At 49.1% G+C, this 20588-nt stretch carries 15 protein-coding genes and 2 pseudogenes; 4 read left to right on the forward strand and 13 right to left on the reverse strand.

Features of this window, described 5'->3' with window-relative positions; genetic code table 11:
• Positions 1-476, forward strand: a 476-nt coding sequence (locus tag BM231_RS26160) for a prephenate dehydrogenase dimerization domain-containing protein (RefSeq protein WP_139226365.1), incomplete at its 5' end; no start/stop codon positions are given.
• 436 nt (positions 477-912) lie between these two features.
• Here the strand turns inward: BM231_RS26160 and BM231_RS26165 are convergent.
• Together BM231_RS26165 and BM231_RS26170 are read right to left on the reverse strand one after the other, a co-directional pair.
• On the reverse strand, positions 913-2712 hold the full coding sequence (locus tag BM231_RS26165) for a M10 family metallopeptidase C-terminal domain-containing protein (protein ID WP_093521527.1): 1800 nt from the start codon (positions 2710-2712) through the stop codon (positions 913-915).
• Positions 2713-2902: 190 nt separating this feature from the next.
• Complete coding sequence (locus BM231_RS26170; protein WP_093521525.1) at positions 2903-3880, reverse strand: SDR family NAD(P)-dependent oxidoreductase; 978 nt, start codon at positions 3878-3880, stop codon at positions 2903-2905.
• A gap of 107 nt (positions 3881-3987) precedes the next feature.
• Between BM231_RS26170 and BM231_RS26175 the strand changes: the two genes are divergently transcribed.
• Positions 3988-4569 carry a TetR/AcrR family transcriptional regulator gene (locus tag BM231_RS26175; protein WP_093521523.1) on the forward strand — a complete coding sequence of 194 codons (582 nt, stop codon included), beginning with the start codon at positions 3988-3990 and terminating at the stop codon, positions 4567-4569.
• Between the two features lie 413 nt (positions 4570-4982).
• Positions 4983-6572 (forward strand): HEPN domain-containing protein, encoded by a 1590-nt coding sequence (locus BM231_RS26180; RefSeq protein ID WP_139226411.1) that lies wholly within the window; start codon positions 4983-4985, stop codon positions 6570-6572.
• 349 nt (positions 6573-6921) lie between these two features.
• On the opposite strand, the gene BM231_RS26185 is transcribed toward BM231_RS26180, so the two are convergent.
• The gene (locus BM231_RS26185; protein WP_139226412.1) at positions 6922-7476 is read right to left on the reverse strand and encodes a hypothetical protein; all 555 of its coding nucleotides are present in this window, start codon (positions 7474-7476) and stop codon (positions 6922-6924) included.
• A 584-nt stretch (positions 7477-8060) separates the two neighbouring features.
• On the opposite strand from BM231_RS26185, the gene BM231_RS26190 reads away from it, so the two are divergent.
• The gene (locus BM231_RS26190; protein ID WP_244527224.1) at positions 8061-8249 is read left to right on the forward strand and encodes a hypothetical protein; all 189 of its coding nucleotides are present in this window, start codon (positions 8061-8063) and stop codon (positions 8247-8249) included.
• 241 nt (positions 8250-8490) lie between these two features.
• Here BM231_RS26190 and BM231_RS26195 read toward each other — a convergent pair whose 3' ends face one another.
• The 10 genes and pseudogenes from BM231_RS26195 to BM231_RS26235 all read right to left on the reverse strand — a co-directional run bounded on the left by BM231_RS26195 (position 8491) and on the right by BM231_RS26235 (position 20549).
• On the reverse strand, positions 8491-8934 hold the full coding sequence (locus BM231_RS26195) for a YqfO family protein (protein ID WP_093524301.1): 444 nt from the start codon (positions 8932-8934) through the stop codon (positions 8491-8493).
• Between the two features lie 88 nt (positions 8935-9022).
• Positions 9023-9724, reverse strand: a complete 702-nt coding sequence (locus tag BM231_RS26200; RefSeq protein ID WP_093524291.1) for an ArsR/SmtB family transcription factor — start codon at positions 9722-9724, stop codon at positions 9023-9025.
• Positions 9725-10207: 483 nt separating this feature from the next.
• Entirely contained in the window at positions 10208-10543 is a 336-nt protein-coding gene (locus BM231_RS26205) for a hypothetical protein (RefSeq protein ID WP_093524293.1), read from the reverse strand.
• 6 nt (positions 10544-10549) lie between these two features.
• A complete protein-coding gene (locus BM231_RS26210; protein WP_093524295.1) occupies positions 10550-11182 on the reverse strand; it encodes an AAA family ATPase in 633 nt (210 codons plus the stop codon).
• A gap of 29 nt (positions 11183-11211) precedes the next feature.
• A pseudogene (locus BM231_RS26215) lies at positions 11212-12821 on the reverse strand (transposase family protein).
• Positions 12822-12831: 10 nt separating this feature from the next.
• Positions 12832-13077: a recombinase family protein gene (locus tag BM231_RS27580; RefSeq protein WP_483150655.1), complete on the reverse strand. Its 246-nt coding sequence runs from the start codon at positions 13075-13077 to the stop codon at positions 12832-12834.
• A pseudogene (locus BM231_RS27585) lies at positions 13051-13395 on the reverse strand (recombinase family protein); the annotation flags it as partial. The pseudogene BM231_RS27585 and the gene BM231_RS27580, both read right to left, overlap by 27 nt.
• A 278-nt stretch (positions 13396-13673) precedes the next feature.
• Positions 13674-13946, reverse strand: a complete 273-nt coding sequence (locus tag BM231_RS26225) for a hypothetical protein (RefSeq protein WP_093524297.1) — start codon at positions 13944-13946, stop codon at positions 13674-13676.
• Between the two features lie 100 nt (positions 13947-14046).
• A complete protein-coding gene (locus BM231_RS26230) occupies positions 14047-14451 on the reverse strand; it encodes a hypothetical protein (RefSeq protein WP_139226413.1) in 405 nt (134 codons plus the stop codon).
• Between the two features lie 11 nt (positions 14452-14462).
• The gene (locus BM231_RS26235) at positions 14463-20549 is read right to left on the reverse strand and encodes a hemagglutinin repeat-containing protein (protein ID WP_208860670.1); all 6087 of its coding nucleotides are present in this window, start codon (positions 20547-20549) and stop codon (positions 14463-14465) included.
• Between the last annotated feature and the right edge of the window lie 39 nt (positions 20550-20588).

Below are 20588 nucleotides of genomic sequence, written 5' to 3' on the forward strand. Positions count from 1 at the left end.
TGCGCTGGTTGCTACCAGACAATGTAGACATCGTGGCGTCTCACCCCTTGTTCGGTCCTCAGAGTGCCACGACAGGTATAAAGGGTCTAAAAATTGCTGTCTGCCCCATTCAGGGAAAACGACATGCGAGGCTAGTTGCGTTTTTACGCAAGATTCTGGGACTGACTGTCATCGTGACGACACCAGAAGATCACGACCAAGAAGCAGCAGTTGTCCAAGGGCTCACGCACCTCATCGCCAAAGTGCTATTGAGAATGGGACCACTGCCAACGCGCATGACAACGAAGAGCTTTGACTTGTTATCTGAAGCGATTTCTATGGTTCAGCATGATGCACCAGAAGTATTCGAAGCAATTGAGAAGGCCAATCCCTACGCCGAGACCGTGCGGCGACGGTTTTTCGATTTGGCCGCAAGTTTGAGTGAAGAGCTGGAAGCAGCATTGAGGGCGTCGCCAAATAACGAAAGTGGACATTGATGTAGCGGTATCCAAGGTCGGCTCCGTCCGTATGGAAGAATGCCAGGATTGATGAAGCCTCTGACGGACGATCTGAAGCTTGGCTGAGAAGAACTGTAATCTAGGTGAGGCGTAATGTCCGCTATGGTCACCCAGCGCAATGCTGTCCAAATCGACTTATGGTTGAAACTAAAGAGGTGCTGGAACTTTTGGGTACTGAACGGCTGAAGTCTCTTACAAACCCTGAAAATTATCTCAGCTCCTGCACTCAAATGGTAGACAGGGTGCTGCAGAAAGGCCGGACTGCTAAATGGGCTGCCAGCCGCCGTGGACAAGGACCTGATGCTTCAGTCTAGATCGATACATAACAGAAGCTGCAAATAGATTGTGTGACTGGTCTCTTGCGCTATGATACAGACAATCCGCAGTTGAAGCGGATTGTCTGCTTCCCAAACCTTTATGCGAACATAAAATCATCTGTATTGATGAAGTTGGCATCAACACTGGTTAAGAGGATTGATCCCCCCTCATAGGAAATGAAAGCATCATCACCACGACTTGAGATTGCCAGATCTTCTAAGCGACTTGCTCCACTGTCAAACCTGATAAAGTCTAGCCCATCTGAAAAGTCGATGATCTTGTCAGCTCCGCAATTGGCATTAAAGACAAAAATATCCCGGCCTTTGCCCCCTGATAGCAGATCTTTACCAGATCCTCCCTCCAGCGTATCATTCCCTTTACCAGCGTAGAGCTTATCGTTACCACCACCGCCAAGAAGTATATCATGGTCGTTGCCGCCATATAGCTTATCGTTGCCGGTCCCGCCGTCGAGAACATCACGGCCATCCTCACCATAAAGTTTGTCTTTGCCCTGGCCGCCTTCCAACGTGTCTAATCCAGCACCGCCATAAAGCCAGTCATTACCCTTACCACCCTGCAACAGATCATGTCCTTCATTGGCATAAAGCTTGTTGTCTGCATCGTTACCGATTAATGCATCATCGCCTGACCCAGAAAGAGCATTCTCTATAACAGTGCCACGCATAATGGCCATGTTGCCTTTCAGACCCTGTACATCAGAATAAGTTTCCTCAATGAGAGAAATCCGCTGATTACTTATTTCAGAACTGAAATCAATGGTATCTTCGCCGCCATCATCCATAATGGTGAACGCGACCAGATCTAAATCCGCAATTCCGTCGTAATAATCTCCCGCATTGGAGTTTTCACCATAAGTGGTGTTGTCTGTACGCAGATTTCCCGCTGTGCCATAAAGATCCTGCATGGCAAGAATATCAGCAATCATGGGGGTGATAACTTGGGCGTAGCTGGCGTCAACGCTCGTGTTCTGTTGCTGAGTAAAATAGGACATGACAGTCGCTTGCCAGGAATCATTGGAGTAATGATTATCGACACCATATGTGGCACTGCCGTTGTAGTGCCCCGCATGCCCCAGGCCAAGCGCATGGCCAATTTCATGAATATAGGTCTGGTAGGAATAGGAAGTCAGGCTCGTGCCACTCCGATCAAGCCAGTCTGTGCCAATGTTAATGAAGGATCGTTCTATTTTATCATGGAAGGTCCATGAGTTGGCGTAGGCGCCGTCTGTTTTGTCATCAATGTTGATCTGTGCGTAGTCATTGGTGATCTCAAAATTGATGCCGGTCACCTTTGTCCAAGCATCAAGAGCATTTTCTGCCAAATACTGGCCAGCATCTGTGAGGCCAGAGATATTAACGGTAAGAGTTCCCCCAGGATCAACATCAAATGCGCGGCGATATCCCCAATAGGCGTCTGTCAGCTGATGGGCGATCTGATCATTTGTGAACGCCTCTGGATCTAATGGTTCCACAACGGGATCTGTACCCTCAGATATGCTGAGCAGATAATTTCCAGAAGTGCGCCCCTCAGTACCAGAGCCAGCAAGAATATAATAAGTGCCACGTTCTTCTGGAGTAAAAGTGATCTCTGACTTACTGCCATTCCCGCTTACGGTGTCCTGAGCAGCAACACTGCGATTTGGATTGAAGATGGCCAGGCTCGTGTCCGAAGGTCCGCTGTGGCCTTTGCTATCCATAGTGATGGCGTACTCAACACCAGCTTCCAGAACAACTGCAACAAAATCCGCATCTCCGCCTTTCTTTAAAGAACCGTGAAACGTGTCGCGCGGTGTTAAAGTATAGGGTGTATCGAAGTTTGTTGGGGCATCGCCCTTCTCCACTAATATAGAATTTCTGGAGTTATGTTTGGTAGACATACGAATCCTTTGCGATAATTCAAGTTATCGAAATAGGATATATTTGACCTTGCCCCAATCAATATTTAAATTGATGCCCTTAACAGGTATTATATTTTGATTTATATTATCATTTTACTTGTTAATAAAAGTAACTTGATTGCTACAAAACTTATTTCTTAGCATTTGTGCCATGACAGGTAACGATTAGTCATCTGCAGGCATCTGACAAGGAGGCTCTCCATCTCGCCGTTGAAGCATCGCTTATCTGCATGAGCTTTGTTCGGATACTTGTGTCTTTCGCTTCCGGATTGGGCTCGGAAATCTTGTCTTCATTGGTATAAGTCCCAGTTACATTTCTGTATCGTGACGAAATAGCAAGCCTTACTATGCGATCGGCTCCTACTTCGGGTGGAGAGGCAAAAATGCGCATGACTAGCCGAAAGAAACCTGGAATGCCGCTTAGATCGCGCAGCAAGTTGGAACTAATGAAGCCAGGATTAAGCGCGTTCACAGTGACACCCGAGCTTTCTAATTGCTCAGCCAGCTCAACTGTAAACGCATTGAGTGCAAGCTTTGCCTGAGCATAAGGTTTTAGTGCATCAAAGCCGTGTTTCGTTTGGAGATCATCAAAATTAATATGACCTAATGCTTCCGTATCGGAGGAAACATTCACAATTCTTGATGGTGCAGAGGCTTTGAGACGTTCCAGCAGTAGCTTCGTAAGCAAGAAGGGGCCGATATAGTTTATCGCCCACATCATCTCTAGCCCATCTGTTGTGATTGTACGCTTTGGGACTTGAGCACCTGCACAATTAACCAAGATGTCTATGCGCTTGTGAGTGGCCATGATACGTTCAGCGCAAGAGCGAATACTCTCCATTGATGCCAGATCACAAAATAAAAACTGCGCAAATCCTCCATCAATGGCATTTAACTCGCGTGTCGCTGCCATCCCTTTTTCTTCGTTGCGACCTAAGATGATCAGGTTTGCCCCAAGCTTATGCAGCATCCTAACTGCGGCTCGCCCCATACCATCAGTTCCACCCGTAAACACAATTGTCTTACCTGATATGTGTTTGTCTGCCTCGGGGATTGCATAGAGAGGATTGGGTTTCCTTCGTTGTGGCGTGAAAGTGTTGAGCACCATACTTGCTTGCTTGATGATTGAAGCCTTTTTAGAACTCATGGCCACCTCTATACTGGAATCATTAATTCCGGAATTGTTGATTATCGTAATAAGCGGTATAGAAGTTTAAAATGGAAATCAACCCTTGCAGTGATTAGGAAATCTTCATGAGTAAGAGATCAGGCCAGCGAGCTGAACTTACCCGCGGTCGCAAGCGGGATCGGAACCGGACTGATGCTATTCTTGCTGCGACGGCTGAATTAATCATCGAACATGGGTTTGATAAACTTCGAGTTCAGGATGTAGCAGAAAAAGCTGGAAGTGGGCTCGGCACGATTTACCGAAGGTGGGAGACAAAAGAAGCCTTGGTAACTGATGCTATTCGCGCTTTTCCTGACCCTCCACTACCTTCCAGTGATGATGCCGCAGCAGATTTAGAAGCAGTTATTCGGGAAAAAGCGGACTTTTATGCTTCCAAGCCAGACTTGCTTCCTGGAGTTATTGCGGCATTGAGAGAAGATAAAAGTATAGCTGAAGCTATTCGCGATCGATACGATGATGAACCACTTCGTCAGCTCTTTGCGAGGTTACTGGGTTCCGATCATCCTCAGCTGGATCTGTTGGCAGAGCTTGTCCCTGCAATACTTCTCAACCGAACTGTTTTCCATAACCGCTCGGTTCAAGCCGATAAGTTTGCCGACGAGATCATGGCACTTGTCAAAGCTCTATCGAGTGTTCGAGTTGAGTGATTTTCGTGTCATAAATGAGAGCGGACAAAAGTTGTAGGAGCGTATTAGTTATAGTCACAAGAGGCTGAGCGAATGGCCAGTTTTGGTCAGCTGCCACATGTAAGGAATGTCTTGAAGTGGGCCAGAAGCAGCCATTCGGAGACTTCCCTCTTGGGTTGAAGGTGGCAGTTTCAATCTAGTTTTCAAAGACACGGTCGGAGGACAGCGCCGTCTTTCGACACCGTGAGTAAATCTGGATCCATAGCCAATTCCCTATCAAAGGAGACCAAACAACCCATTGTTCAAAATCCAAACTTGCTCAGCAATCTCTTATGATGGCAGGTCGTTCAGCGCCCTTGCAACCAGCGTTTTATTGTGCTTCGGTTCTGGTTGATTTGCCGCCCGACACTTCAGCTACACCTAAGGAAATAAGCTTGCCATTTTTAAAAAGCGCAGATGTTCCTCAACATACTAGAGCCTTGAATCCTCCGCTTTTAGCATATGTGTTAAACATGGAAGTCCAAGAAACCGAAGCTTTATTGACTGATGGATTGCTTATCTCAAATGATCAACAAACTGTATTAGAGCTCACAGAGAAAGTGCTTCTTCAGGCTAAGCAGGATCGTGTCCACAATCTGCCACTTGAGTGTTCAGATTTGGTGACTCTTCAAACACTCTTTTTTGAAAATGGAGAGGCGGTCCTTAAAGGGTTGAGACGAACTTCTGGGGGGGGGACAGTTGTGTGGAAGACAGACGACACAGTTAAGAGTGCTTTGGCTGAAATCTGCTCGGATTTTTATCCATTTACTCTAATGCCGGAACCTCGCGATGGTTTAACATTCGGTCGGGTGGAGTTTCCTAAAATCTTTCATACAACTAAGCTTCAGAACTTCATTTCTGCGGTTAGATCAGACAGTATAATAATGAAGCTTTTTCCTGATGGTGCTCCCAGTGAGTTCGCACAAAGTACGCAATACTTTACTTCATTTGGCCAAGGCGAAAGTACCAATATAGCAGTTTTGCACGAAAATATAATACGAGCAGGAAGTGCCCTAGCGTCCTTAAAAAATGATAGCTCTGAAAGTGGGTTTATTGAATCCGCGTGGGAAATGCTGGATGTCGTCAGAGCTATACTAAACAACAAAACTCAGACCTTGATGGTTTTCGATATCTTTGATTTGGTCGGTTTGCCCGCTGAAACTCGGATAGATCTAAATCCCCCCATTCTTCGAGATATCCCAAAAGGGCTTATTAGGCATATGCCGGCAACTGCTCGGCCAAGTATCGATGAGGAGGGGAGAATTCTAGGCGGAATGCTTCAACGGCCCTGTACTTTTGACGTAAAATTAGTGCCTAGAAGTTCTTTTCCAACCTTCAAGTCAGATTGGCCGGTTGAGATTAGTTTGGAAACAAATTCAACGTCACGTGCAGTTGTTCCGCTAGCGACTTCAATGGCTATCGAAGTTGCCACCGCCGCTAGATGGCGCGCAACTGTAACGGTAGATCCGTTTTCAGGCCCACGATGTTCTTGGTCGAACCCGACAAGTACACTTGCTCGTAGTCATATCGCCACACCAGAGGAATGTAAGAGACTGAATGAATTAATGGGTACGATTGGATCAAAAGATACAAGTTCAATCGAAATGGCGGTCAAGCGATACATTAGCGCCACAACTGGTCGTGATGAACCCGAGGACAGCCTGGTGGACGCGGTCATAGGGTTGGAAAGCCTATTTGGAGGACGGGCAGAAATAGCCCTTTCAGTCGCCAGTGGAGTAGCAAGACTACTTGGCGATAACCTTGAAAGTCGCGAGGAGCTATTTAAGCGTGCAAAAGATATCTATAGCGCACGAAGTGCACTCGTTCACGGAAACAGGGACAAGATAAAAAAGTTAGATGTTCCTAGCCTTCGCCTCTCCGCCGTAGAGTTGTTAAAACGAAGTATTTTGACGCTTCTGGAACAACGTGACGGGCTTCTACCACTCAGTGGCTCAGAACGAGTGAGAAAACTAGTCGTTGAATAATATCAGCCTCTAAAAAAAATAGCAGCTTCACCCAAATGAGCGCGTTTTGTGGAATATACATATTTAAACTAGCAGGGTCTAAAGGAAATTCAATATTAGGTTGCAATCTGACGCGAACAGGAAAATGAGTTGGGCAAGGCCAATGTCAGCAATGGTCACGCCGCAACATCCTAGGATTTTTCGTAAGACCGGTTAAATAGAAACTAGGCAGTTCTACTATGAGTTAACTTTACTCGCCTGGAGGATATTGCGGGTGGAGCTGGTTGCAGGATATGACGGAAATTGCACGCTACGACTAGCATATCCGTCTGGCCCGCGAGGATGACATAGCTTTACCCGCTACGGCTCCCTACAAGCAGTTAATGGTCTGCTTTTGAAGCGATTTTTCCCAATCTGGGCCTAGCATTTTCCTAGCGTCAATTGCGTTACTGTTTTTCTTAAACATCTTAACGATCAAACCTTGGTTATGGGAGCCCGCATAGATGGGATTGCCACCGTAATATGAGGTGTTCGCTGTCCCGTATAGGTTGTTACCGTAAATGGAGGCATTGGCTGTGGTCGTGCTATAGACAGGGGTATATCCGGCCACTTTTACGTTGTTTGATGCTGAAGTGTTTAGGATAATAAATTTGTTATAACCTCTTTTCAGTGTCTCTACTGCAGCTTGGTTTAGGGCAACTTTCTCCGCACCTTGTCCTCCACAAGCTGGTGCAGCTCGTGCCGTGATTTGTATTGTACTTTTGTCTAGAGGAATTACTGAGGCAGATGCACAGGCGGTCAAGATAAATACAAGTGGAATAATTTTTAGAATTTTCATGTCAACTCTCACCAAATTTGTATTTGGCACTTTATAAATTTTAGGTTGATTCTTCAAATATTTACCTAAATTTTGAAGCAAAGACATGGGGGAAATTGGCGAGGAGTAGCTGAGTAAAGAACGGCGACAGTTCTAAGAGTCTCGCTCCTAGAAATTGTCAGAATATGGCACGATACCGTTGAGATTAAAGTCTCAATCATCTGAAATATTGTGACAGTCATGCAGCTCCGGACCAGCGCAAGAGAAGCTTCTACGTCTAAGTCCCTTTAGACGCAAGGTAGCTGTCCATGATTACAATACCGCATGTCAAACCCTTACCCCCAGTGACAAACCAAATGAAACCAACTTAAAGTTGAATTTCCACATCGGATGAAACGGCTTCCTAGCTAAACAGAGGGTTACTTTGGTCACCTAGTATCAAGCTGACCAAAACCGACCTGTGGTTGAAGTCATGCGCTGACTGGAAGCGCTTGGATTTAGGTCGAGTGTCCGTAACTGGTCACAAGCACTATGCTGCACTAGCTAAGCCCGGTTGCATAAGTCTACCTCTGACGTGTGTAAACAGCCTATTTCTCTTGTTAATACCCTCCAAGCATATTGTTGCCCGTCAGCTTACTAGCGCAATGAGCACGACAATGCTTTATGCTAGCTTCACCCCAATGATAAGGTAGATGAAATCGATGACAGACCGCTTTGAACGCCACCGTCAAGCGTGGACACCCGAGGAAACTCGAAAGTTGCATATGCTCGTGGCAAAGGGAATGAGTTTAAAAGCGATAGCCAAATCTCTCACCCGTTCTGAGGAATCGACCAAGAATAAAGCAAAGCAGGACAAACTGAAGATTCTAAAAGCTCGCTAATTTCTTGCGCTCGGCTCTTCACAAAAGACGCTTTCATGCCAGCGTTCGCCTCGCTGGGAATGTTGGCACGAAAGTATCGAATGTCAGCTTAGGTCACTTAGCTGCAGGTGTGGGAGAGTAATAAAGATGCATACTGAGGAATATAGTTTCATACTTGATAGGCGTCCTCAAAATCTCAAGTGGCTTGGTACGTTGGTGCTCCTGAACAGGTGGGCGCGGACTCTGCTGCCGTTGGGGCTAATCAACGATGTTCTTCTGGAACCCAATCCGCAGGCGCAGAATTCCAGAACCTATTAGGATTGTCTTCGTCCAAGCCTCGAATGTGCAGTGTTCGCAAACACGCTTCAACAAACACCACGGGCTCTTCATACGGGTGGGCAGAATAGATGGCTTCAACAACCCGAGCCACCAATACATCATCGTCTAAAATAAAGAACGAAAGTTCCATACAAGGCACTACCACGACATCTTCAGTCGCAGTGTTTCGACCACTACCCAGTGACCTGAACTGCTGTACTCCCGTTGCCGTTTTAAATGTGACACTGTCGTAATCGCCGTATCTGAGCGGGGTTTCTTTTAGAACGTGCTCCACAACTGTCTGTGCGTTTTGATCGGGGATCTGAACGGTAATCCGAAAGCCGCGCTCTGGGGTGAACCGTTCAGTGGTAAGGTTTGGAAGAGTCATGTCAATCTCCGGTTGCTTCACACTCGGAATAGCAGACTTTCAAATACTTACGCGATCAAACAGTTCGCTTGCGGACGAACTGTTAATGTCAATCAGTGCCGTCGATGAGGTTCCGTACAATGCCGAAATCACGTTCAAATATTTCATATCCAAGTGTAGTTATTGCAAGTGCTCTGCTTCCCCCGTGTCGTTCAAGCCAGTTCATTTTCAAGGCTTTTTCCATAAGCGCTGTCGCCAACGGCCCAGATATATGGTGCCTTCTCTCTGTCCAGTCGAGGCACAGCTTCACGGTAGGTTTTTTAGATGTACTTAGGTTTGGTACATCGATTTCCAACTTGTTGAAAAACGCCTCACCTGCTGTGTCGATTGCAACGACTTCACCCTGTATGCGTAATATACCCAAAGCGACCAGGCGGTTGGTGATCAACACTCCCAACCTGCCAGCAATGTGGTTATAGCAACTGCGGGCTCGCAGGGTATTCGCTTCGGGCATTTTAGCACGATGCAGGTGATCCGTAGGGGATAGGCCTGCCAAAGCCTCAAGCACGCATGCTACGTCTTCGCTTGCAATCCGGTGGTAGACGCAACGACCACTACGGATAGAAGACGTCAATCCAGCTGCTTGAAGCTGTTTGAGATGCACACTCGCGGTTTGAGCGGAAATTTTGGCAGCGCAGGCCAACTCTTTGTTGGTAAACGCACGGCCATCCATCATTTCGCAAAGGATGCGAGAACGGCTTGAGTCTGCAAGCGCTGCGCCGATAATGTCAAGTCTGGGCTCTGCTGTCATGATAGGACATTACCGCCAGAATGTTGCTAAAGCGAGAGGAGACGGTCAGTTGGGGAACGACTGATTGAGATAACAAAGGGCTCAATCAGTCTGAAACTTTAATACTCAAAAAGCTGGTGTTAAGAGCAGATGTGTCGCTGACAGTATACAACTTTATATATTGGTGGGCATCTCATATCGGCTGTTTTTGGTGCTTGGGGAGCTTGTCGATACGAAAGCTTATTACCCTCCCACAGCATGCTGACCAAAATCGACCTATGGTTGAAGCTACGCGTTGGTCGGAAGCTCCTAGCTTGAGGTTGAATGGCCGCTAATGGTCACAAACGACTTACTACACCCGCGAAGCTCTGAGCCCGATGAACGTCAGCAAACTAGGGCTTCCGGCGACAGGCCTGAGTACGACACTTTATTCCTCTCCCACAATCGGGCCTAGAAAGTTGTCAAGTTTCTCGAAATCAGTGTCTGACAGTTCTTCGGTCGATGTCATAACGGCAATCCAGCTCTTCGCATTATGGTTGAGATCTCGTCGGTTCTGTCAGCGTCCAGCTGCCCTTTGAGGAAACGGCGGATTTCGGGAACGCGGGTGTCCGTCATCTCGGCCAGAGCCTTTGGGCCATACCCGATCCGGGCCAGCTTGGCGTCCAGATCATCAAACCCGATGGAGATGGTTTCCTCCACGATCTCACGGGTGACCTGTTCAGCGCCCATCCGGTAGGCGTCGGTAAATGCCCGGTTCAGATGTTCGGCAAACTGCAAAGGGGTGGACAAGCGTTCGGCCAGAAAGTCCTGAGCGGCCTCCTCAATAACATCCGAAGGCATCACGCCCTATGCAAGGCACTGGTTGAGGAGCCAGGTAAGAAACTCACGGCGCTCATCACTGATACTGTTGAACTCAAGCTTTACAGTACGATGGCCGACTTCCTCCATGGTGGCCCGTCTAAGGTCGTTGCGAAGGCGCGGATGGCCGACAAGAACGATAGCCAAGGTTCCTCCACCAGCACTGATGACTTCCTTCAGTCGTTTCAAGCCGTTGAGCGTATGACCGTGTAAGTCATGGGCTTCGTCAATGAGTAAGGCAATGGGTTTGCGTGCCTTGCGTACTGCCTCCTGTAGCATTCGTTCGCGTTGCTCCGGCTGTTTGGGAACTTTGAGATCCGGCTTCCCAGAGATATCAAGAAACAGGGCGGTGATCAGCGCGGGTAGAACAACGCGTGGCTTGTCCACGGACAGGCTGCGGGAAACAATAATCTGCTTTGATTTTATGATCTGTTCCTGCAGGCGGTTGATCATCATCGTCTTGCCGGTACCGACAGGGCCGGAAATGGCAATCAGGTGACCCGCCATAATGGCCGCCATCACATCGTCGCTGAACTGTGCTTGCCGTTCGGTCTCAAAATAACCCGCCTGGTTCCAGGATCGCTCGATGCGAAAATGGTTCATGACCTGTGTGCTGAGCATATGCCTCCCCCTTATGTCTTGTCGTTTAATTACGTGCGCCGGAACCGGTCCCTGATCGCGGTTTCAATCTCTGCCTTGTTAAGGGTCCTGCCAACGAGATCGCCAATGAACCTCAGGTCGTCAGCAGGTAACTCTCCCAGTGGGCGGCCCAGAATATCGGAGATTGCGCGGCGGGCGCTGAGCGTATTCTCAAAGGTGATCTCGCCCCACGGATCAGGGTCCGCAAACCGGACCTTGGGCAAGGGCACAATATCAGCAGAAACTCGTTCTGTTTCTGCCCCGCCAGCGAGTGCTGAGCGCGGCAGGCTTATCTGCTCGGCAAGCTGTGCCACAGTCTTTGCGCGGATTTCACGGGCAGAGGGTTTGCGCTTGCGATAGCGGTGCAGCGGGATCGGGCCACCTTCTGGGCGAAAGGGACCAAATCGTTTGTCATTCCATTCCACGAACAACTCATGGTCAAACAACCCCCACCATAACAGCACCTCTTCGCCTGCCAGCTCACCATCAATCTCGTAATACGCCCCTCCAACTGAAACTCTCGCATCGGCTGCCACTTTGCCCGTTCCGGTTCCCGGGCAAAGGCACAAAACCGTTCCCAGGAGCACATCTCACGCAAGCCCTTTTCTGGCAGGTTAGCGCTCCAGTCTTCCATCCGGCTGAGAGGTTCACGTCGATGGTCTTTTTCATTATATTTGCCAATGAAATTCTTGAGCCAGAGATTGGCCTCCGCTTCGGTCTCCGGCTCATGGAAATGATAAAGCGTCTCGTGGGTCTCTTTGACGGTTCTGAAGGGGCGTTCGACCTTGCCTTTGGAGCGAGTGGTAACGCGATTGCCATCGGAGCCTGCAGGCATATGTGTTTGCCAGACAACGCCGAGCTTTTCCATGACAGACTGAAACACCAGGCTCTTCGCGACGGGGCCGTTGTCCAGATATAGCATGTCGGGAATGCCCTGAAACGCACTGTCCTCCTTGGGAGCCATGGCGTTGAATAGAAACCGTAGGGCGCTCTCAGCATCCTCGCCATAGACACAGCGGTATTCCTGATAGGAAACGCCGGAGCGGTCATCAACGACGCTGTAGAGCATCAGCGTTAGCTCACCACGTTTGGGGTCAATCCAGGCAGGCTGGCGGATATGTTTGAGGTCCGACGGGCTCATGTCGAACTGCCAGCAAGCATTGGCATGGCGGGCTTCAAAGCGAACTGCTGGTGTTGCGCGTGTCATGCAGAGGTAATCCAGCCCCCAGTCATTCAGCCAGCGGTTCACCGTGGAGCGTTTCAAGAGGCCCTTTTGCGGCTGGAAGTGGCCTTCTGGCGTATGAACACCATGCTCTTCGAGAAGCTCTATCGCTCTGTTCGTTGAAAGATGCCTTCCCTTCTTGTTGGTCGTGCGGATCTTCAAGGCTGCAATGAGTTCACAATAGCGGTCCATCTCACGTTCTGGGATCTTGCGCGGCTTACCGCGGTCAGAGCGGCGCAGGCCTTTGGGTTTGTGGAGCGCATTAAGAGCCCGGTAGACTGTTGACGGGCTGACACCGAAAATATCGGCTATCCGGTTGATCTCCTCGCGCCGTGCTGCTGAGCGCGGCGGCAACCCGCTCAACCGTGTTCTAAGTGATAACAGCGTCTCGGGCGGAATGCGGATGCCTCTATTTGCCATTGGCAAACTCATCGATATAGGCATACAGCGTCGCCCGGGAAATCTTCATCAAATTGCAGATCTCCAGCACTGTGTGTTGGCGCGAGTGGTATAGTTCAACCGCATGGGCTCTCTGCTCTAAGCTGAGGACCTTCTTGCGTCCGCCTTTACGGCCCCGGGCGCGGGCTGCGCTGAGGCCCGCCTGTGTGCGCTCGCGAATGAGATTGCGTTCAAATTCAGCCAAAGCGCTGAACATATGAAAGATGAGCTGGCCACCGCTTGAAGACGTATCAATAGATTCCTGAAGGCTTTTGAGGCCAACACCTCTTTCCTTCAGCTCCTCGGCACGGGCAATCAGGTCTTTTAAGGAGCGCCCCAAACGATCCAATCGCTAGACGACCAGCGTATCTCCGTCCCGGAGTTGATCCAGAGCCATGGTCAGGCCAGGACGCTCTGCTTTCGTCCCGCTGATCTTGTCATCATAGATACGCTCGCAGCCAGCCGCCAGCAACGCGTCACGTTGCAAGTCAAGGCTCTGATCTTCTGTTGAAACCCGCGCATACCCAACCAGCATAGCAAATCATCCGGAAACCCAAGTCACGTAACGGAAAGCATACGGTGATTTCCAGACAGGGTAAACAGACAATATTATTCAACAATATCAGTGCGGATTTTTGAGTTTCCTGACCATCTGCCAAACGACCGTTTCACAAACAACTGAAGGTACTTCTTAAAACCATATTTTTTCTAAAGAGAGTTGAAATGGTCTGCTTCAATCTTGGCGGAATGTTCTTCTGAAGCTGACTTTCCCAGATTTCGTGAACTGCACAATGCGCGAGTTGGCCTCTCGCTTCACTTGGCATTTGACTTTTCATCTGGAAAGCCATGCAGTTCAAATAAGTCATCTAATAATGGTGATACTGTCTCATCTTTAGGCGAAAACTCATCACCCCACATGCGATTGAAGCTTCTCAGCATATTGTGAAAAGTGTCAGATTTTTGTCTATAATCCAGAGATTGGGATATCTCTCTCATATTTTGCAACAAGTGAAAGATTTTCTTGTTTAAGATATCATCTTCAAGCGTTTTGGCTATCAGGTCTATTTTTTCAGTAGCGTGTGTCATCTTACTAGATCTGGAAACTCAATTACTATCTCAAGATAGGAGAGAGTGTACTTGCCTAAGCAAATTGAACCACGTGTGGCTTCACCCCATTGAGGAAAAATCACCAAAATTTTGCGTTGGAAAATGAATCTGCAATCACACCAACTTCATCTAATGCAACTGAGGTCTCAATCTTAACGGAAATCAGCCCTCTTTCATTTAGCGACACCATGAAGTCAGCCACTCTTTTGTTTTCAGAAACTCTCACCAACAAATTGAACTCTTCTGACATCGAGCTCAGTGATGCCTCCTCCGCCTCTTCAAGAGAGTATAGCTTTCTAACGTTTCGAATAAACTTCTCCCATTCACTGCATTCAAACCACAAGTCATTGACCGTGTAATCAAGCACACCAGTAGGGTGATGAGCTTTTATAGAAGTTGCCATTCTGATGGATGGCACTCTCTCCATTTCAATCTCTTCGATACTCATACCTAAATAGACAGGTCTCTGAATTTCTAAGTCCATTTTCAATTACTCTACCAAGCTGGCTGTGCATGAATAAGAGCAGGCAACTGCCCAACCTCTCTAGGAGGGGAAAACTTAAGCTCCCACCCTCCAACAGTTATAATTTCATCATACTCTATCCCGTTCGTTGTAGCTGAGTTCACAGCAGATTGCATACTTTTGATTTGCTCTTGTGTATGCAGTCGAACAACATCAGGCGTATAGTATTTCGCTTGCCCTTGAGCATATTCCGCTAGGTGCTCAGTAGCATTGCCGTGCACCCAAATTTTCTCTCCAGATTTAGTAGACAATTCAAAAGATTTAGGGATTTCAGAACCGGGATATACTTCTTGCGTCGGCGTAATATCATCCCAAACCGTTCCGGTTCTATTTACAGCAACCAGATCACCAGTGTCATTCAATCGCAGCAGATTTCCGTCTGCATTGCGGAATACAGGCGTGCCGTCTGCCAAATCGTCTGCGGCTCGGTAAAATACGTGATCAAGATCGTCAATAACCGCAACGACATCATCGCCCACCTGCATCACGCGGCTGCCGCCTTTAACAGCAATGGTGAAGCCTATGCTGGCTGCAGCACCTCCCGTTGCAAACTCTGCCAGTGCTTGGGCACTTATTTCTGTTCCAATTACGCCGGTTGCGCAGAGCCAGGAACCAGCACACGCTTCCAGTGCCCCCACAACGGCACTGCGTGCGACAAGTCCCCCAGCAAGAAGTCCAGCAATAACCAGTTGGGCCTGCCCACCGATCTCCACTCCATTGTTGAAATCCTCTACAGCTTGCTGGAACTGGTTTTGGCAGGCGCTATCCCATGTACCACCACAATGCGTATCACTGAAGAACTCAGCTTCCTCAAAGAGACGCACGCGAGCGCTCGCTTGAGCCACATCCTCATAGCGAACCTCTGCAAGAGAGAGCCTGTGAAAGTCCAGAGCATGCCTCACAAAGCTTGATGAAACACCGCGCAGCTGGTCCTCGATTTCAACAAGGCTGGCTGCACTTGCAATATGATCATTGATGCACTCACGTGTTGCACAGTTCGCAAGCCGTTTGTTGTTCACGCGCGAAATCAGCATGAAGGATGTCAGGATGGTATCTAGGCGAGCCTGATAGTCAGAGCATGCACTCCCGTCTTCTCCGCATTGTTCTTTCAATGATGCAAGTGCTGAACTCAAATCATCGATATTCTGGTGGCTCAAATAGTTGTTTTCAAATCCGCTTTGAGCGATAGCTGCCGCAATGGAAACATTTGCAGGATCTCCACCAGAGAAAGCAAAACCAGCCAGAGCCCCAATAAATTTCGAACGTGCGAGTGCTCTCTTTTGCTCTTCCTGCGATAGATTATTATCTTGGGCTCCAGCATATATACTTTGCGCCACAGCCGCCGCCGCACCTGCGGCACAGTTTGCCCCTGTAGCTTCTGCAGCTGCACAGCCGGTGAGACCGTGCAGCAGCATATGTGGCAGAGAGCCTTCCCAGTTGTCTATACCCTCTCCAAGGCTGCCGATTTCAAACTGAACATCAGCCATGGCGAGGTTGACGATTGTGTTGATCATGGACGAGGAGAAACCTTCCATGAAGTCGGTGCCGTAGACCGCTGAGGACAGACCATTGGAGATGAGGCCGTCGAGCGCACCATCCAGGATGTTGGCAATGGAAAGATTGCCCCGACCAAACTCACCAAGCAGGCTGTTGAAGAGGTCTGGATTAGTATCCACCTCAATCCCGAATGTATCCAGACCGATGCCGTCGGTTAGGCCAGCGGTGATGCCGGAGAAGGCTGCATCTGCCAGAATATCTCCGAGATCAAAGTTACCGGAGACCACCCCATCGAGGCTTTCTACGATGGCAGTCGCGGTGAAGCTCTCCAGACCTGTAACCAGCATTGAAGCGTAGACGTTGGTTGAAAGCACCTCAGCCGAAAAGCCGAGCAGATTGCCGATTCCGAGGCCCGGTACAACAAAGGACCCAATGGCAATAGCAACCAATGCCTTGAAGGCAGGTGAGAGAGCGACTTGTTTGTCGTAGAAGTACTCATTTGCCAGCTGCTCTTGCAGGATTTGCAGGCCGGCAATTGCCAAAAGTTCTTCCGGGTACAGTTCTTCAGCCGTTTTAGCATCTACACCAGCGATCTCATAAAGCGTTAGGTTTGCATCACCGCCCACATTGAAGTTGAGGGCCTGTCCTGCCAGGAACTGTGTGAGAACAGCGGTTTCGACATAACTGTTTTCTGTGATGGTGGTCATCAAGACCAAACCCATCTCGTGCTCAAAGAACTCTCTTCTTTGACTGTTGATCGCCGCTTTGACGTCGAAGTTTCCGCCTGTGTTGATGTTCAGATTGTTGCCCGCTGACAGGAACGCACCAATGAGTGTGGTGTCTTCCCCTGAAAGTAGGGACAGATCGAGTGCGGCAAGCGCTTCGGTACCACGGCTGATTTTATCTACGCTGTTGATGATTTTGGTGGAGCCAAACAAGCCACCCAGAATGCTCTTTGAGGTCTTGCTGTATTTGCTCTGAACATCAGTGTAGGCCCCGGCGTATATGTGGCCGTCTGCTGCCGTCAGATTTACATCTCCATCGCCGGAAGCAAGAGAAGTGCCAGCGGTTGTCAGGTCACCATTTTCGGCAAGCAGGTCCAGATCACCACCGGATGCAATTGAAACCCCTTTATTGGTGACTTTGGTTTCGCTCTTAATTGAGGTTTTTGAGCTTAGGAAGCCGCTCTTTTTCTTTTTGGAATAAGACGAATACACATCCTGAACAGCAGCCAGAACCAGATTGTCTGTGGCAGAGATATCGGCTTCACCCCCCACATCAATCTGCGTTCCCATTAGAACCGCATCGCCACCAGCTGTTGCCGTGATGCTGCCACCTGCATCAATATCAGTGACAATGCTGGTGCTGACTTCGGTCTTCGAGTTTTTGGACTTGGTTTTGCTTCCCACCTCAACGGAGCTCAGAGCAAGATCGTTGCCAGCAGTCAAAGTTACATCACCGGCAACATCAACATCGGCTCCAGCGACGACCAGATCACCATCGGTGAGGATCGACAGATTTCCGCCCACATTAAGCGTTGAGGTTTGCTGGTCTTTCACCTCTCGGGTAGAGGTGACCACCATTTTCGGCTCGCCGTTTTCATCGAAGCCTGCAAGCAGAGACGGGCTTTTTTGCTCAGTGGTGAAGTTGTTCTCAAGCCCGCTGATGGTCACACCGCCGCTGCCGGATATGGAAACATCAGAGGCAGCATTAAGCGTGAGACCATTGCCGACAACCTGCTGGCCTGCAAGAATGTCAACTCCATTACCCGAGATGTTCGTGTCTTCAAGCAGAACACTTGTCAGAGAGGTGACAGATACATCACCTTTAGCCAGGATCGCGCCTTCAGAGCTTGTAATGAGCCCGCCAACAAGCGACAGGTCGTTGCGCGCAAACACAGTGCCCGAGTTACTGATTGAAGTCCCGGTGACGCTAACATCCTGACCTGCGATCAGAGCGCCGCGGCCATCCAGCTCAAATGGAGTATTTTCCGGATAAACTGTGTGCATGCCCGAGCCATCCGGCTTGGGTACGGAGACCGGTTTGTTGAGATGATCAAGAGCCCCCACCTTTGCATCATAGTCTCCAGACCTGAAGTTCTCGGCTTGCGGATCAGCCGTATTATTGATGAGATCATCCCGGTACTGTAGTCGGCCCACATCCATCATATAGTTGGAGGTGATGAAGTTCGCATAATCGGTGAAGTCAGGATTGGTTTCCGCGAGCGCCGTTACCCCCTCGGCCAGAAGCTCTTCGACGGAGGCTGTGGGTGTTATTACCGGTTTGACAATATCCGGCGTTTCAATTGTGGTGTGGAACTTATCGGTCTTGACCGGAATGATGATCGGAGTTCCGGTTCCAGTCTCGACTGTCTGCGTGGGGACATTCGTCACATCAGTTGTTGTGACCACTGGTGTTTCAACACCCGTTTCAACTTCAACCCGCGTTACGCTCGTGACGTCAGTCGTCGCGACAACTGGCGTGCCGCCTCCAGTCTCTACGACTACCTGATCAACATCTTCGACCTCAGGAACCTCCACATCCGGTGTCCCGGGGCCAGTTTCAATTTCGGTTTCCGACCCCGTATCTTCCGCACGGACTTCACGAATATCAGTGCCATCACCTTCAACAGGGGCAATATGATCGGGTGTTCTGGTGTCTGTAAAATCCAGCGTCTTGGTGCGCACCTCTGGCACACCGTTCATGATGGGATCACCTTCCGCTTTGCGCTCTTCGATGAATGTGTTCATCGTATCAATCATGTCCTGCATAGACATGTCTGAGGTGTTCACGGTGACATTCACCAAAGAGCCGGAAATATTAACGTTTCCAACTGCTTCAATCCGACCGCCGAAGGTGTCGTAATAGTCTACCTCACCTTCATGGCAGGTGAAGCAATCTGGCTTTTTATGGACTTCCAGGAGAACCTGTGTTGCCCCGACAGCTTTGTTCTCAACAGAATTGGCGGTTAGGACCAGATCCCCACCTGCAGATACGTTGCCAAAGATGTTCTTGATGGTGTCAGCTTCAATATCGATATCCTTGCCAGCAACCAGCTCGGCCAGCTGGCCGTCAGCGTTGAAGCGATCCTGATAAAGAATTTTTACTATATCATAGCTGGCATCAGCCCCATCCGACATGGCCGTCCATAGCAAACCAATTTCTGGAACAATCTCATTAGTGAATGTGCGGGTGACATCACCAGTGTCAGGGTCCACACTTTCAGTAAATACAAGGGCATCGGTGTCTAAGATTGCACGTACTTCATCTGAAACAACTGTGTTTCCTGATGCAAGTGTCTCCCAGAGTTCAACATAGGCCTTTGAGAACTCTGGCAGAAGGTTCCCCTCAGGGTCAAACACGGTTGGGTCAAGCAGGTCACGAATTGCAGATGCTGGATTAGGTGTCCCGGCCTCATTGGCTTTGGAAAACATGTTTGACCACAAGCGCTGCAAACTGTCAGTGAGTTGCGTTCCGCTTGCGGTCAAAACGGAAACTTTCAGGATGAGTTTGGCTTCATCTGAAAGGAACGGCGACCCGCTGAGCAGATCACTCCATAAGGCAAGATAGCTGTCAGAGAACTCAGCTCGAACCTTGCCAGAGGTATCCAGATAAGCCGGGTCAATCAGCTTCAGGATCTCTTTGTCAGGGTTGATCGAACCGCTTCGTCCCGTCTCAATCCATCTGATGATCTGGCTTGTGTTTAAAGTGGGAGCTGTGCCGATGTTTCGGACTTCATCTGCCCGGATAGTCAAGTCACCCTGAAACGCTTCAATCCGCCCATTGGTATTCTGGACCAGCTCAGCACGACTAAGAGCTTCATTTCCTGCCAGTGTGATGCTATCGTTGGCCCAGATCACCCCGCCGTTATTGATGATGCTTTTGGCATAAACCTTCAGCTCGTCCCCAGAGATCATGACAGAAGCGTTTGTTAGCGTATCTGCCGCTTTTGCGACCAGCAGATTGCCTGCAGAAATCGTTCCGCTGTTGGTGATGGAAGACTGAGAGTTTAGAGTAATATCTTGAGCACTCAGCGTGCCGCTGTTGAGGAGACCGCCAGTTCCAGCGTTTAGTGCCAGTTCCTGCGAAGCTGAAAGGATACCATGTGCGGTGATCTTGCTGGCAGTAACATCAATAGCATTTCCATAAACGGCAAAGTCTGATCCGATCGAAAAAGCATCTTCCATTGTCAGGCTGACGCGCGTCCTGCCTGTGATACTTCCGGTATTCTCAATTCCTTGGGCAGAGACCAAGGTTGTGGTCTCTCCAATTAAAATGCCCGAACTTACAAGGTTTGAATCCAGCGTACGAATATCTAATAGATTGTCGGCACCAACCAGACCAGCAAGCGAAGCAGATGAAGAGGTAATGCTGACACTTCCTCCTGCAATCTTAGAGGCGTCTGTTGCCGTGAAAGCTTGCTGAGCGATAGCGGTGAGACTGGTCCGCCCAATTAAAGTCCCAGAGTTGGAAAAGTGGAGCGCAGCATCCAGCGTGGTTTGATCTCCACCAATCAGCCCGGAGTTTACAAAAGAGCCTGAGGCTGCGGTCAGCGATGTCACCTCATCTGCGCGGATGTCACCGCCAGTTTCAAGAGAAGC

This window comes from Pseudovibrio ascidiaceicola (assembly GCF_900114245.1).
In the GTDB taxonomy this organism is placed as follows: Bacteria; Pseudomonadota; Alphaproteobacteria; order Rhizobiales; family Stappiaceae; genus Pseudovibrio; species Pseudovibrio ascidiaceicola.